Raw genomic sequence first — 13,946 nt, 5'->3', positions numbered from 1 at the left:
CTTCAGTCGCAGCCCGACCCGATCGGGAGGTCACCGACCGGCACCGGCAGCTGACCGGCCGCCTCGGCCTCACCCAGCAGCACCCGGACCAGGGCCTCGAAGGTGGCCTCGTCCCGGCCGTAGGCGGCCAGCCGGGCGGTCCGGGCCGTGCTCGCGGCCAGCGGGTAGGGCACGTCGAGGGCCACGACCACGTCCCCGGTGACACCGTCGGTCCCGCCGCCTCCCCCACCGGCCTGGTAGGTGGGAGCGCCGACCAGGGCCACGACGTCGCCGGAACCGGTGCCCAGGCCGGCCTGTTCCGCCGCCGCGGCCAGTCGTGCCCGGTCCGTCTCGGTGCCACCGACCACCTGGATGGCATCACCCACCAGTCGGTCGCCGCAGGTACCGTCCAGCTGGGTGATCGAGGCGGCGGCCGCCGCGACCGCGAGGTCGTGCCCGCTCCCGATGACGCCCGGGTCCGGCGCCGGCACTTCCTCGCCCTGTCGCAGGGTGGCCACGACCCGTGCGGCCGACTCCTCGAGCCGCTCGCGCTCCAGCGTCCCGTCCTGCACCGCGCCGACCAGGGCGGCCGTCGCGGCCCCGGGGTCGGCGGGCATCAGGAGGACGTCGGCGCCGGCCTGCACCGCCAGGACCGCCGCGTCGCCGGTCCCGTAGGTGTTGACGATGGCCCCCATGTTGAGCGCGTCGGTGATGATCAGCCCGTCGAAGCCCAGGTCGTCGCGCAGCAGGCCGGTCAGGACCGGTTCGGACAGGGTCGCGGGTCGCCCGGGATCGAGCGCCTGCACCTCGATGTGCGCGGTCATCATGGCCGGGATCCCCTGGTCCGCCAAGGCCTCGAAGGGCACCAGGTCCCGGGCCCTCAGGGTCGCCAGGTCCGCGTCCTGCACGGCCGACCCGAGGTGGGTGTCGGCGGTCACCGACCCGTGCCCCGGAAAGTGCTTCGCGACGGGGACCAGCCCGGCATCGGCATACCCGTCGGCCTGTGCCCCGGCGATCTCGGCGACCAGGACCGGGTCGGCCCCCGGCGACCTCGCGGCGATCGTGGGGTCGTCGGGACCGGAGGTGACGTCCGCGACGGGGGCGAAGACCACCGTGTAGCCGAGGGCCCGCACCTGCTCCCCCGAGGCGGCTGCCACGGCGTGGGCCAGCCCCGGGTCGCCGGCGGCTCCCAGTGCCATGCCCGAGGGCCACCGGGGCAGGGGAGCACCGACCCGGGTGATCGGGCCACCCTCCTGGTCGATCCCCAGGAACGCCGGCCAGTCCCGTCCGTCGGCCGCCACGGCACCATCAACCGCCGCCGTGAGGTCCTGGAGTGCCCCCACCCTCTGCTCCGGGTCCTCCGGCACGTTGTCCCCGAGGGTGATCACGCCGGCCAGGTGGTAGCGACCCACCAGGTCCGCGGCGCCCTGGGCGTCGGTGCCCCCGTAGGAGGCCACGACCAGCTGGCCGGCGAGCTCCTCCAGGGACAGCTCGCTGACCTCGCGGCGGGCCCGGTCCAGCTCCTCCGGCGAGGGCCGACCGGAGATGGCCGGTGGCGCGTCGGTGGCCTCCCCGCCCGACGAGGTCCCCGTCGACGTGTCCTCCCCGGGTCCCGAGGTGGTCTCCCCGTCCGGCGGCTCGGCGGTGGCGCCGGCCCCGGAGTCTCCCGTGGCCTCGCCCGTAGGGGTCGTCGGCGCGGGCGTCGGGCCGGAGCCCGCCCCCCGGTCCGCGTCGCCGGACCCGGCGCACCCGGCGGCCAGCACCCCCAGCACGACCAGCGGCACGAGCAGCCGGAGCGGCCGCGTCATCCGCGCACCTGCTCCACGGGCAACGAGGAGTCGGCCGGGAAGTCGGCCGGTGACGGGTCCTGACCGGCCCGCAGGACCTGGGCTCCCAGGGCGGCCACCATCGCGCCGTTGTCCGTGCAGAGGCCCGGCCTGGGCACCCGCAGCCGGATCCCGGCCTCGGCGCAGCGCTGCTCGATGAGTCCCCGGATCCGGCTGTTCGCCGCGACCCCACCACCGAGGACCATGTCGTGGACGTCGTGCTCCCGGCACGCGAGCACCGCCTTGCGGGTGAGCACGTCGGCCACGGCCTCCTGGAAGCTGGCGGCCACGTCGGCCACCGGCACGCCCTCACCGGCGCGCTCGGTGGCCTGGACCCAGCGGATCACCGCCGTCTTGAGCCCGGAGAAGGAGAAGTCGTAGCGGTGCCGCTCCATGTCCCGGCCGGAGGTGAGCCCGCGCGGGAACCGGATCGAGGGCGTGCCGTCGCGGGCCGCCCGGTCGATGTGCGGCCCCCCAGGGTAGGGCAGCCCGAGCACCCTGGCCACCTTGTCGAAGGCCTCCCCGGCCGCGTCGTCGATCGTGGTGCCGAGCGACTGGATGTCGGAGGCGATGTCCCGGACCAGGAGCAGGTTGGTGTGTCCCCCGGACACCAGCAGCGCCATCGTCGGGGTCGGCAGCGGTCCGTGCTCCAGGATGTCCACCGCCACGTGCGCCGCCAGGTGGTTCACGGCATACACGGGGCGGTCCAGCGCGATGCCCAGCGCCTTGGCCGCACCGACCCCCACGAGCAGCGCCCCGGCCAGGCCGGGACCGCTGGTGACCGCGATCGCGTCCACGTCGCGCAACCGGACCCCGGCCTCGGCGCAGGCACGGTCCAGGGTCGGCACCATCGCCTCCAGGTGCGCCCGGCTGGCCACCTCGGGTACCACCCCACCGAACCGGACGTGCTCCTCGACGCTGCTCGCCACGGCGTGCCCGAGCAGGGTGGTGCCGCGCACCAGCCCCACCCCCGTCTCGTCACAGCTGGACTCCACGCCCAGCACCAGCGGTTCAGCCATCGACCGACACCTCTCCCGGGAGTACCCCCGTGCCCTGTCGGGTCACGTCCCGTCGCATCACCAGTGCGTCGACCCCGCCCGGGTAGTAGCCACGACGGGTGTGCACCGGGACGAACCCGTGGCGCTCGTACAACCGGATGGCCGGCGCGTTGTCGGCCCGGACCTCGAGCATCAGGGAGCGCACCCCCTGCGCGGTCGCCCGGTCGACGAGCGCGCCAAGCAGCAGACGGCCGAGACCGGCGCCCTGCCGGTCGGGATCGACCGCGACGGTCATCACGTCCGCCACGTCGGGGGCGAGGTCGAGGCCGGCATAACCCAGGACGGTCCCGGCGGAGTCGCCGAGCACCACGTAGTCGCGCCGTGGACGGCCGGCCAGTTCGGCCCACCAGCTCCCCGTCGACCAGGCGTCCTCGGGGAACAGCCGCGCCTCCAGCGCGCTCACCGCCGGCAGGTCCGTCCAGCGCATCGGGCGCACGACGGCGCTCGTGGGGGCGCTCACCGGCTCCCCCTCGGGGACGGCCCGGGCGCCAGCACCTGCTTCACGGGGCCCGGGACGGCGGCGTCGGGGCGGCGCAGGTAGAGCGGCTCGGGGTCGAGCAGCACCCCGTGCGGGTCGCCGTCGGCGAGCGCCCCGGCGGCCACCGCTGCCAGCGCACCGGCGCGCACGTCGACCGTCCCCTCCGGGGCCCCGGCGCCGGTCCCGCCGGGCGCGGTCAGGCTGTCCGGGTAGAGCAGCGGGCCACGGCCGAGGCAGGGCAGGGCCCGCAACGGTGCCGGCAGGTCGGCGGCGCGAGCCACCTCCGGCCCGGCCACCCGCAGGGCGAGACCGTCCGAGACGGCATACCGCGCCCAGTAGACCTCCTTGCGCCGGGCGTCCGTGGCCACCAGGAACTCATCGTCGAGCAGTCCGGACCCGACCCCGTCGTGCGCGATCGCGTCGAGGGAGCACACGCCGTAGACCGGGACGTCCGCCGCGTGCGCGAGGACGAGTGCCGTGACCACGCCGACCCGCAGCCCGGTGAACGGTCCCGGGCCGACCCCGCACACGACGGCATCCAGGTCACCGGTGCGCACCCCGGCCCGGTCCAGCGCGGCGCTGAGCGTCGGGGCGAGCAGTTCGCCATGGCGCCGGTCGTCCTGCGTGGCGACCTCGGCCAGCAGCCGCCCGTCATGGTGGACGGCCACCCCCACGGAGGCGGTGGCGGTGTCGAGAGCGAGCAGCACCGTCCCAGGCTAACCGGCCGGGCTCACACGTCGAGCCGCACCACGTCCCGGCCCGACAGCAGCCCCTCCCGCTGCAGGACGCGGCACAGCGAGCGGAAGACCAGCGGGTCGTACTCGTACCCGGCGCTGAGCCGGAGCCGCTGGGTGGCCCGCCGCACCGCCTCGGGCTCGCGATCGGGCCCCACGAGGTCGTCGAAGGCGTTGGCCACCTTCAGTGTCCGGCTCGCCAGGGAGACAATCCCGGTGTCCGTGGTCCGTCGGTAGGCGACGGCCTGGTCCTGCACGACGGTGGCCAGTCGGGACAGTTCCGCCGTGCGGGACAGGATCGCCGCACCCGCCGCGGCGATCCGCCGCTGGTCCAGCGGGGAGGTGAGCAGGGTCGCGCCGCCGGGGATCGGGCGCCGCAGCGATACCTGGCCGAGGTCGTGCAGCAGGGCGGCGGCCTGCAGGTCCACCAGCTCCCGCTCCGACATCCCCATGTCCCGGCCGATGGCGACCGAGTAGTCGGCCACCCGCGCCGCGTGCCCCGGGGAGGTGTACCCGCTGAGGTCGGTGAGCCGGGACAGCGCGAAGATCGTCTGGCGCTGGGCGGTGCGGACCCCTGCCTGGCGGGCGACCGCCAGATTGAGCAGCATCAGCGGGATCAGGAACAGCGGGACGGCGATCGGACCCAGCGTGCCCACGGCCAGGGCGACGACGACCGCCGTGGACGTGGTGGCGGCGGCCAGCGGCCCCACCGCGGTGGCCTCCTCGAGGAATGCGCGGCGCAGGATGGCGTGCGTCCTGGCCGAGCGCTGCACGCTCATCAGCAGGATCTGCCAGCCGATGGCCAGGCCGGCCACCACGAAGAGGGCCAGCGCCACCCACCAGCGGTCGTCGCCGACAGTGTCGATCCGGTCCACCAGGGTCGCCCCCTCATAGGGCACCGTCCGGGCCAGCATCGCCGCCAGCGCGACGACGATCACCCGGGTCGCGACGAGCGAGAGGTCCATCGGCAGGTCCGCGGTGCGGGCATACAGCGCGTGCCCGGCGAAGCTGGCCAGCGCGGTGCCCACGATCACCAGGCCCGGGACGTGGGTGACGGTGACGTTCTGCGGGAGCTCGGCCGTCACGGCGAACGCGACGGACGAGGCGACCGCCAACGGGGCGAGTTCCCGCGAGTTCGGGATCCGCACCCGCCAGTTCTCGCTGAGCGCGATCGTGACCAGGAACATCAGGTGCAGCGCCACCGCGGCGGAACCGACCGGTTGCACGGTGCCGACTAGCAGCACGAGGGACCCGAGGACGATCAGCGCGGCGACGGTCACCAGGATACGGTCGACGGTCTCGCCGGACAGTTGCACCCTCATCGGACGGTCCCGTCGATCTCGCCCTGCCGGACGGCGGCCTGGACCTGTTGCCCCGGGGCGGCGTGGTCGGCGTCGGGTGACCACTGCGCGTACTGGTCACTGACCAACGGGTCGTCGTGGTCGTGGACGTCGCCGAGCGCCGACCGCAGGTCCTCGTGGATCAGGGTCGGTTCCCAGGCCCGGGCCGCCAGCGCGTCGGCCAGGGCTCCCACGACCTCGCCGTCCAGGTGGGTCCCGACCCGACCCCGCAGTTGTCTCAGCGCGGCGGCCTGGTCGAGCGGGTCCCGGTAGGACCGGGTCGTCGTCAGCGAGTCGAAGGCGTCGGCCACCGCGATGACCCTGGCGAACCAGGGGATCTCCTCGCCCCGGAGTCCGGCGGGGTACCCCTTGCCGTCCAACCGCTCGTGGTGGTGCAGGATCCCGGGGAGGGCGTTGGCCAGGAAGTCGATGTCCTGCAGCATCCGGACGCCGGCCTGGGGGTGCTCGCTCATCGCCACCAGGAAGCCCACGTCCACCGGACCGGACGCCCGGGGCGCCTGCGGCGGCACCGCCACCATGCCGATGTCGTGCAGCAGCGCCGCAAAGTGCAGTTCCTCGGCGGTCGAGCCGGTGATGCCCAGGCGCGGGGCCATCCGTCGGCACAACTCCGCGACCCGGGCACTGTGACCGACCGAATAGGGGTTGGCGGCCTCCAGGGCGGCCACGAGCGTGCTCACCGTCCGGGTGTGCGACCGCCGCTCGTAGGTGTCCCGGCTCAGCGTCCACTGGGCGATCAGCAGGGGCAGCAGCACCAGGGCGGCGCTGAACATGCCGACCTTGGCCGGGACCCACAGCACCACGAACAGGAAGGCGACCACCGCGTGGGTCACGTAGCCCCAGCCCAGCCCGCGGATCGTGCGGCCGAACACCTGGCTGAAGGACATACCTCCGGCCAGGCGGGCCATCACCGCCACGAGAGTCACGTTGAGCAGGGTCATCGCCGCGTAGCCGACCACCATCGGGGCGGCGACGCCCAGCAGCAGCGCCATGGCCGTCGCGTCGGGGTCGAGGGGTGACTCTCCCCCGCAGAGCCGGTAGACCAGGCCGCCGCCGGCGCCCAGACAGGCGGTCATGCCCGCGTTGAACAGGCGGGCCCGCGACCGGGAGTTGCGGGCGCCGACGATGTGGCTCACGTAGCCGACGATCGCGGCCCCGATCGGCCCGGCCAGCGGGAGCGAGGCGGCCAGGATCACCGTGCCGAACGACACCCCGACGTGGGGGCCGAGCTCGCGCTCGCGCATGGAGGCGCCGAGGGCCGCCAGCGCGGTCAGCATGGCGATGCTGCCCCAGCGGAGGTCCATCCCCCGCGAGAAACCACCGACCAGGATGATGGAGAAGGCGGCGACGTTGAGCAGGCCGACGTAGCTGTTGACGACCCAGCGGGAGGCGGGACTCGCCTCCGTGGACGCGGACGGCTCAGGGGACGCGGAAGGCGCGGCCCCTCCAGGGGACCGCGCCTCCGATGGGTGCTTGGGAGGTCGGCCTGTGCCGGAACTGTCCTTGCTCATCAGTGCCGATCAGACCGAGGGATCATTCCTCCCAGGTGACGACGTCCCCGATGAGGTTCAGGACGTCGGCCAACTGGCCATTCGTCACCAGGTCCAAGAGTGCCTGCAGCATAGTTGGGTCCTTCCGTGGCCGGGTCAGCAAACTCCTGCGGCCGGTTGGGGGCCGGCCGACTCTCAGGAGACATGTCAAGAATGTCACAGATCTGCCAAGAGCGGGAGTGTGCCAGAAGGTCCTCCTGCCGATCTTGACGGAGTATTTACCCACCGGTGATGTACCGCTGAAGAGTGACACCGGGGGTCGTCCACGGTGTGCGATCATGGTGGCGCACGTCTCCCGGTCGGCACCCGTCCGGGCGGCGCACCCCAATCAGCCTGCAGGAGGCCAGAATGAGCAAGCGCGCGCGCAAGCGTCGTGACCGCAAGAAGAAGGGCGCGAACCACGGCAAGAAGCCGAACGCCTGATTCCCGGTCATCCGGCATACGCGACGGCCCCCGACACCTCGGTGTCGGGGGCCGTCGGCGTGTTGTTGGGGAATCGGTGCCCGGCGGTGCCGCCCGCCTAGTGCTCGGTGATGGTCCTGGTCACCGAGACACGGGTGATCCGGGCCATGATCTGGGTGCGGAGCTGCTCCGGGGCGGGCTCGCACCCGCACGCGCGGCGCACGACCTCCTTGAGCACCCGGTCCCGCTCGTACTCCCGGAGGCAGGAGCCGCACTCGTCCAGGTGGGCCTGGATCCAGCGGCAGTCGTCGGGGCCGGCCTCGTTGTCCACGAACTCGAACAGCCGCAGCACCACCTCGGTGCAGTCCGGCTCGCGGCCAGGGGTGGGTGTGCCGTTCACGACTGCACCTTCTCCCCGGAGATGAACCCGCGCTCCAACGCGTAGTCGGTGAGCAGGTCGCGCAGCTGGCGCCGTCCCCGGTGCAGGCGGGACATCACCGTGCCGATGGGAGTGTCCATGATCTCGGCGATCTCCTTGTAGGCGAACCCCTCGACGTCGGCCAGGTAGACCGCGAGCCGGAAGTCCTCGGGGATCTGGGCCAGCGCCCGGGTCACGTCGGAGTCGGGCAGGTGGTCCAGCGCCTCGGCCTCGGCCGAGCGCAGCCCCGTGGAGGTGTGCTGAGCAGCGCGCGCGAGCTGGTAGTCCTCGACCTCGGCAGCGTCGGACTCCTTGGGCTGCCGCTGCTTCTTGCGGTAACTGTTGATGTAGCTGTTGGTCAGGATGCGGTACATCCAGGCCTTCAGGTTGGTCCCGGGACGGTACTGGTGGAAGGCGGCGAACGCCTTCGCGTAGGTCTCCTGGACCAGGTCCTCGGCGTCGGTGGGGTTGCGCGTCGTGCGCAGGGCCGCGCTGTACATCTGGTCCAGCAGCGGCATCGCCTCGCGCTCGAAGCGGGCCGCCCGGTCCTCGGGGCTCTCGGTCGCGACGTCGACGACCTCGTCCGCACCATCAGCCGTGGCCGGGTCGATGCTCGTGCTCTCGGGTGTCTGGTCCTGGCTCATCGTCGCCCAGCCTAGACCTCCGTGCCGACCACCGCCCGGGCCGGCGAACCGGAGGGCTCCTGGAGCCACCGCCTGGTGGTCCGGGGCGGCGAGCAGCGAAACCGACATACGGGCGGGCTCCTGGTGGTTGTGGGCGGTGGGCAGGTCGTGCGATCGGTCCAACGACGCCTGCCCCCGGGTACATTCCCGGGCCCCCGGAGCGACCCACCGTGATCCGACCGGTGCCGGGTCACGGCCCCGGCAGTGCGACCATGTGTCGGTGAACGCCGCCACCACCGGGGTCGACCTGCGCCCCCTCCGCCAGCCCCGCAAGCTGCAGAACGTGCTCTACGAGATCCGGGGACCGGTTGCCGCCCGCGCGGCACAGCTGGAGATGGAGGGTCACCGGATCCTCAAGCTCAACATCGGCAACCCGGCACCGTTCGGTTTCGAGGCCCCCGACACGATCCTGCAGGACATGATCGCGGCGCTGCCGATCGCGCAGGGCTACTCCGACTCCAAGGGGATCCTGTCCGCCCGGCGGGCGGTGGTCAGCCGCTACCAGGACGTGCCCGGGTTCCCGCGGGTCGACGTCGATGACGTCTACCTGGGCAACGGCGTCTCCGAGCTGATCATGATGACCCTGTCGGCGCTCCTGGACGACGGCGACGAGGTCCTGGTCCCGGCACCGGACTACCCCCTCTGGACCGCGGCGACCAGCCTGGCCGGCGGCTCGCCGGTGCACTACCTGTGCGCCGAGGAGGACGGCTGGCAGCCTTCGATCGAGGACATCCGGAGCAAGATCACCCCGCGCACCAAGGCGCTGGTGGTGATCAACCCGAACAACCCCACCGGTGCCGTCTACAGCAAGGAGCTGCTGACCGAGCTGGTGCAGGTCGCCCGCGAGCACTCGCTGCTGTTGCTCGCCGACGAGATCTACGACCGGATCCTGTTCGACGACGCCGAGCACGTCTCGCTGGCCACCCTCGCCGACGACCTGCTGGTCCTCACCTTCAACGGGCTGTCCAAGACCTACCGCGTGGCCGGCTACCGCGCCGGGTGGATGGTCGTCTCCGGGCCCCGGCACCACGCCGCGGGCTTCCTCGAGGGCATCGACCTGCTCGCCTCGACCCGGTTGTGCCCGAACGTCCCGGCCCAGCACGCCATCCAGGTGGCGGTCTCCGGCCTGCAGAGCATCACCGACCTCATCCAGCCGGGCGGCCGGCTGCACGAGCAGCGCGACCTGGCTCACGAGATGCTCAACGCGATGGACGGGGTGTCCTGCACCAAGCCGGCCGGCGCGCTCTACGCCTTCCCCCGCCTGGACCCGGAGGTCCACGAGATCCACGACGACATGCAGCTGTGCCTGGACCTGCTGGAGCGCGAGCGGATCCTCGTGGTGCACGGCACCGGCTTCAACTGGCCCTCCCCCGACCACCTGCGAATCGTCACCCTCCCCTGGGCCCGCGACCTGCGCGTCGCCCTGGAGCGGATGGGCAACTTCCTGTCCTCCTACCGGCAGTGATGCCGGTCCCCGCAGGCCCGGGAGGGACCTGCGGGAACCGGCCGGATCACGGCCTCCGGGATCGGGTCAGCCCAGGGCCACGTCGTCGATGAAGAACGACGTCCCGAGCGACTGGTCCTCCACCCCGAGGAAGCGCACGGTCACGGACTGCCCGGCATACGAGGACAGGTCGACGCTGTGCGCGACGTACGACGAGGAGGCGTCCAGGTTGGAGAAGGTCGCCAGGGTCGTCTCACCGGCACCGGTCACCACCTGCACGCGCAGGGTGTCGTATGCCGTGGTGCCGGTCGTCTCCGCCGTCGCGACCCGCAGGTAGAAGGACAGGTCCGCCCCGTCGGGGACGGTCACCTGCTGCGCGGCGCTGTCGGTCGAGCTGGTGCCGTAGCCGTTCAGCCACGCCTTCGCCGACCCGCTGCGCGCGGCCGGGCCGCTGGTGCTGATCACGCCGCTGGTGGTCGTCCACCCGGTGCTGCCGTCCTCGAATCCGCCGTTGACCAGGTCACTGGGCTCCGGGTCCGGGTCGGGGTCCGGGTCGGAGCCACCACCCGTGCCGGTGAACAGCAACAGGTTCGGCGACCCGGTGCCGGGCGAGCCGACCACGCCGGACGTGGCGTTGCCGGTCAGGCCCGCGGCCACCTGGGCCGGGCTGGACCCCGGGTTGTCCGCCAGGTAGAGCGCCGCCGCGCCGGCCACGTGCGGCGAGGCCATGGAGGTCCCGCTGATCGTGTTGGTGGCGGTGGTGCCGGTGTACCAGGCCGACGTGATGTCGCTCCCCGGGGCGAAGATGTCGACGCAACTGCCCCAGTTGGAGAAGCTGGACCGCGCGTCGGTGCTGGTCGTGGAGCCCACCGTGATCGCCGAGGCGGCACGGGCCGGCGAGACGTTGCAGGCGTTCTGGTTCTCGTTGCCCGCCGCGACCACCACGGTGACACCGCCGGCCACCATCCGGTCCACGGCCTGGTCGGTCGCCGTCGAGGCGCCGCCGCCGAGGCTCATGTTGGCCACCGAGTCGCCCGAGGCGTGGTCGGCCACCCAGTCCATCCCGGCGATCACCCCGGAGTTGGTGCCGCTGCCGTCACAGCCCAGCACCCGCACGGCGACCAGCGAGGTGGCCTTGGCCACGCCGTAGGTGCTGCCGCCGACGGTGCCGGCCACATGGGTGCCGTGGCCGTTGCAGTCCTCGGTGCCCCGCCCGTCCTGGATCGCGGTGTAGCCCGAGCTGGCCCGGCCGCCGAACTCCTGGTGCCCGGAGAGGATGCCGGTGTCGATGACGTAGCTGGTCACCCCCGAGCCGGTGGCGCCGTAGCTGTAGGTGCCGTTCAGCGGAAGGTTGCGCTGGTCGATCCGGTCCAGGCCCCAGGTGGCATTGCCCTGGTCGGCGGACAGGGAGACGACCGCGTCCTGCTCGACCAGCGCGACGGCCGGGTCGTTGCGGACCTGCTCGAGCTGCCGCTCGTCCAGGTCGGCGACGTAGCCACCCAGCTCGCCGTACTCACGCTGCACCGAGATGCCCTGGGCGCGGGCCCGGTCCACCGCGTTCTCGACCGTCTGCGGCGCCATCGTGCCCTCGGCGCCGGCCTCCAGCAGCACGATGTAGCGGCCCTCGATCGCCCCTGACGCGGGCTCGACCAGGGGTGCCCGGCCGTCGCGCTGTCCGACGACCCGGTCCGACCCGAACCCGTCGCCGGCGCCGGGCGCGGCACCTGCTGCGGCACCCGGCACCGCGAGCGCGGCGGCGATGCAGAGGGACCCCAGCACGGCGGCGTGACGTTGCCTCTTCGACTGTCTGATCACTACTACTCCTCATTGAGCGGAATCGGCACCCCCGGGGCGGGATGCCTGCCGCAACACCGTGATCCATTCGCATCCGGGAAAGACAGCGATCCGGCCAAACCTTTACTGACTCGCGGGTAACTTATGGCGGGCGGCGGGTCGGCCGGTGGGCGTAGGCTGACGAGACATGTGCGGAAGGTATGCGGCGAGCGCCAACCCCGACGAGCTGATCGAGGAGTTCGAGGTCGACGTCGACGGCACCGGTGAGCCCTCCCGGTCGACCCTGGTCAATCCGCAGGATCCCCCGGCCGGGACGCCGGACTACAACATGGCCCCGGCCAAGCTCGCACCCGTCGTGCTGACCCGGCCGCCGCGGGGGCAGGACGACGCCGAGCCGCTCCGGCAGCTCCGGCTGCTCAGCTGGGGACTGGTCCCCTCCTGGGCCAAGGACCCCAAGGTCGGCATGCGGATGATCAACGCCCGCCTGGAGTCGGCCCTGGAGAAGCCGGCCTTCAAGAAGGCGGCCCTGTCCCGCCGGGCGATCGTCCCGGCCCGTGGGTGGTACGAGTGGCAGGCCTCCCCCGTCGCCCGGGACGGCAAGGGCAAGCCGCGCAAGCAACCGTTCTTCCTGACCAGGGAGGACGGGGACGTGGTGGCCTTCGCCGGGCTCTACGAGTTCTGGCGGGACCGGGCCGTGGACCCCACGGACCCGGCGGCCTGGCTGGTCAGCTTCACCATCCTGACGACCGAGGCCGAGCCCGGCCTGGACCGGATCCACGACCGCCAGCCGGTCGTCCTGGACCGGGACCGGTGGGCCGACTGGCTCGACCCGACCGCCACGGACCCCGACGCGGTGCGGACGCTGGCGCAGTCCCCCGGGGCGGGCCGCTTCGTCACCTGGCCGGTCGGGACCGCGGTCAACGCCACCCGCAACAACGGAGCCGCCCTGCTGGAGCCGGTCTCGCCCGAGTCGCTCGACGGGGTCGTCGACCCGACCACCGGGGAGGTGCTCGGTGCCTGACCCCACCGCCGTCGTCGAGGTCGAGACCTCCCAGGGGCCGGCGCGGGTCCACCGGTATGCCGTGTCCGGCACCTCCCGGGGTCTGCTGCTGCTGGGGCACGGGGCCGGTGGCGGCGTCGGGGCCGCCGACCTCCAGGTGCTCACCCGGCTGGTGGACCACGGCTGGGAGATCGGGCTGGTCGAGCAGCCGTGGCGGGTCGCCGGCCGCAAGGTCGCGACCCGACCGCCCGCGCTCGACGCCGCCTGGCGCGACCTGGTGCCCCGCTACCTGGAGCACCACCCCGCACCCCGCGTCGTCGTCGGGGGCCGCAGCGCCGGGGCCCGCGTCGCGTGCCGCAACGCCCCCGGGGACGCCGCGATCGGCCTCCCGCGCGCGGTCGCGGTGGTCTGCCTCGCGTTTCCGCTGCACCCGCCAGGCCGACCGGAGAAGTCCCGGGTGGCCGAGCTGCAGACCCCGCTGGCGGACGGCATACCGACCCTGGTCGTGCAGGGTCTGAAGGACCCGTTCGGCCCGCCCACGGAGGTCACCGAGGCGCTGGGGGCCGACCCCGGTCCGGTCACCGTGCACCCGGTGCCGGGCAACCACTCGCCGACGACGAGTCTCGTCGCGATGTGCGGGACGGTTGCCGACTGGTTGGACGCCCACACGGACGGACTACCGTAGGCGGCAACCCATGCCCGACCGAGGAGACCAGATGCTGCTGCGCAAGATCGCCCGACCGCTGCTCGCCAGCGCCTTCATCGCCCGCGGGGTCGACGCCCTGCAACAGCCGACCAGCCGGATCCCCGCCGCGGAGCGGTTCTCCGCCACGGTGGCCGAGCCGCTGGGGGCACCCACCGACCCCGAGCTGCTCGTCCGGGTCAACGGCGCGGTGCTCGCCGGCGCCGGCGCCCTGCTCGCCCTCGGACGTGCCCCCCGCCTGGCCGGGGCCGCGCTGGCGGTCAGCCTGGTGCCCGGCACCCTCTTCGCGCACCGGTTCTGGCAGGAGGAGGACCCCGAGGTGAAGGCCGCCGAGAAGAAGGCCTTCTTCACCAACCTCGGGCTGCTCGGCGGGGTGCTCATCGCCTCCGCGGACACGGCCGGGGCCCCGGGACTGGTCTGGCGCTCGCGCAATGCCGCCCGCATCGCCGGGCTGGAGGCCGAGCTCGCGGCCCGCACCGTGAGCCGCAACGTCTCCGACAAGCTCCCGTTCTGAGCACC

The 13,946-nt window shown here is 73.1% G+C and carries 14 protein-coding genes; 5 read left to right on the top strand and 9 right to left on the bottom strand.

Features of this window, described 5'->3' with window-relative positions; all coding sequences use genetic code 11:
- Positions 1–2 precede the first annotated feature (2 nt).
- Genes FB467_RS06460 through FB467_RS06435 form a run of 6 tightly spaced genes read right to left on the bottom strand, consistent with a single transcriptional unit; the run spans position 3 to position 6,944 of the window.
- On the bottom strand, positions 3–1,787 hold the full coding sequence (locus FB467_RS06460; protein ID WP_141784361.1) for a glycoside hydrolase family 3 protein: 1,785 nt from the start codon (positions 1,785–1,787) through the stop codon (positions 3–5).
- On the bottom strand, positions 1,784–2,824 hold the full coding sequence (gene tsaD / locus FB467_RS06455; protein WP_141784360.1) for a tRNA (adenosine(37)-N6)-threonylcarbamoyltransferase complex transferase subunit TsaD: 1,041 nt from the start codon (positions 2,822–2,824) through the stop codon (positions 1,784–1,786). Before tsaD ends, FB467_RS06460 begins: the two co-directional genes overlap by 4 nt.
- Positions 2,817–3,323 (bottom strand): ribosomal protein S18-alanine N-acetyltransferase, encoded by a 507-nt coding sequence (gene rimI / locus FB467_RS06450; RefSeq protein WP_228393381.1) that lies wholly within the window; start codon positions 3,321–3,323, stop codon positions 2,817–2,819. The genes tsaD and rimI overlap by 8 nt, the downstream gene beginning before the upstream one ends.
- Entirely contained in the window at positions 3,320–4,048 is a 729-nt protein-coding gene (gene tsaB / locus FB467_RS06445) for a tRNA (adenosine(37)-N6)-threonylcarbamoyltransferase complex dimerization subunit type 1 TsaB (RefSeq protein WP_141784359.1), read from the bottom strand. The genes rimI and tsaB overlap by 4 nt, the downstream gene beginning before the upstream one ends.
- 23 nt (positions 4,049–4,071) lie before the next feature.
- Positions 4,072–5,397, bottom strand: coding sequence for an HD-GYP domain-containing protein (locus tag FB467_RS06440; RefSeq protein ID WP_141784358.1), 1,326 nt, complete (start codon positions 5,395–5,397; stop codon positions 4,072–4,074).
- Positions 5,394–6,944 carry an HD-GYP domain-containing protein gene (locus FB467_RS06435; RefSeq protein ID WP_141784357.1) on the bottom strand — a complete coding sequence of 517 codons (1,551 nt, stop codon included), beginning with the start codon at positions 6,942–6,944 and terminating at the stop codon, positions 5,394–5,396. Before FB467_RS06435 ends, FB467_RS06440 begins: the two co-directional genes overlap by 4 nt.
- Before the next feature lie 387 nt (positions 6,945–7,331).
- On the opposite strand from FB467_RS06435, the gene FB467_RS19525 reads away from it, so the two are divergent.
- Positions 7,332–7,406, top strand: a complete 75-nt coding sequence (locus FB467_RS19525; protein WP_390623317.1) for a 50S ribosomal protein bL37 — start codon at positions 7,332–7,334, stop codon at positions 7,404–7,406.
- A gap of 97 nt (positions 7,407–7,503) precedes the next feature.
- Here the strand turns inward: FB467_RS19525 and rsrA are convergent, their stop codons facing one another.
- Both rsrA and FB467_RS06425 read right to left on the bottom strand, forming a co-directional pair.
- Positions 7,504–7,785 (bottom strand): mycothiol system anti-sigma-R factor, encoded by a 282-nt coding sequence (gene rsrA, locus FB467_RS06430; protein ID WP_141784356.1) that lies wholly within the window; start codon positions 7,783–7,785, stop codon positions 7,504–7,506.
- Positions 7,782–8,447 carry a sigma-70 family RNA polymerase sigma factor gene (locus FB467_RS06425; protein WP_141784355.1) on the bottom strand — a complete coding sequence of 222 codons (666 nt, stop codon included), beginning with the start codon at positions 8,445–8,447 and terminating at the stop codon, positions 7,782–7,784. Before FB467_RS06425 ends, rsrA begins: the two co-directional genes overlap by 4 nt.
- 259 nt (positions 8,448–8,706) lie before the next feature.
- Between FB467_RS06425 and FB467_RS06420 the strand changes: the two genes are divergently transcribed.
- Positions 8,707–9,951 carry a pyridoxal phosphate-dependent aminotransferase gene (locus FB467_RS06420; RefSeq protein ID WP_280525432.1) on the top strand — a complete coding sequence of 415 codons (1,245 nt, stop codon included), beginning with the start codon at positions 8,707–8,709 and terminating at the stop codon, positions 9,949–9,951.
- 66 nt (positions 9,952–10,017) lie between these two features.
- On the opposite strand, the gene FB467_RS06415 is transcribed toward FB467_RS06420, so the two are convergent.
- Positions 10,018–11,745, bottom strand: a complete 1,728-nt coding sequence (locus FB467_RS06415; protein ID WP_228393499.1) for a S8 family serine peptidase — start codon at positions 11,743–11,745, stop codon at positions 10,018–10,020.
- A 166-nt stretch (positions 11,746–11,911) separates the two neighbouring features.
- Here FB467_RS06415 and FB467_RS06410 point away from each other — a divergent pair, with 166 nt between their 5' ends.
- The 3 genes from FB467_RS06410 to FB467_RS06400 are packed head-to-tail and all read left to right on the top strand — an operon-like array spanning position 11,912 to position 13,941.
- A complete protein-coding gene (locus FB467_RS06410; protein ID WP_141784353.1) occupies positions 11,912–12,745 on the top strand; it encodes an SOS response-associated peptidase in 834 nt (277 codons plus the stop codon).
- The gene (locus FB467_RS06405) at positions 12,738–13,409 is read left to right on the top strand and encodes an alpha/beta hydrolase family protein (protein WP_141784352.1); all 672 of its coding nucleotides are present in this window, start codon (positions 12,738–12,740) and stop codon (positions 13,407–13,409) included. Before FB467_RS06410 ends, FB467_RS06405 begins: the two co-directional genes overlap by 8 nt.
- Before the next feature lie 10 nt (positions 13,410–13,419).
- On the top strand, positions 13,420–13,941 hold the full coding sequence (locus tag FB467_RS06400) for a DoxX family membrane protein (RefSeq protein WP_228393454.1): 522 nt from the start codon (positions 13,420–13,422) through the stop codon (positions 13,939–13,941).
- Positions 13,942–13,946 lie beyond the last annotated feature (5 nt).

It is taken from the genome of Ornithinicoccus hortensis, assembly GCF_006716185.1.
GTDB classification, from domain to species: domain Bacteria; phylum Actinomycetota; class Actinomycetes; order Actinomycetales; family Dermatophilaceae; genus Ornithinicoccus; species Ornithinicoccus hortensis.
Note: the sequence above shows the minus strand (reverse complement) of the source record. Positions and strands in the feature narration are given on the sequence as shown.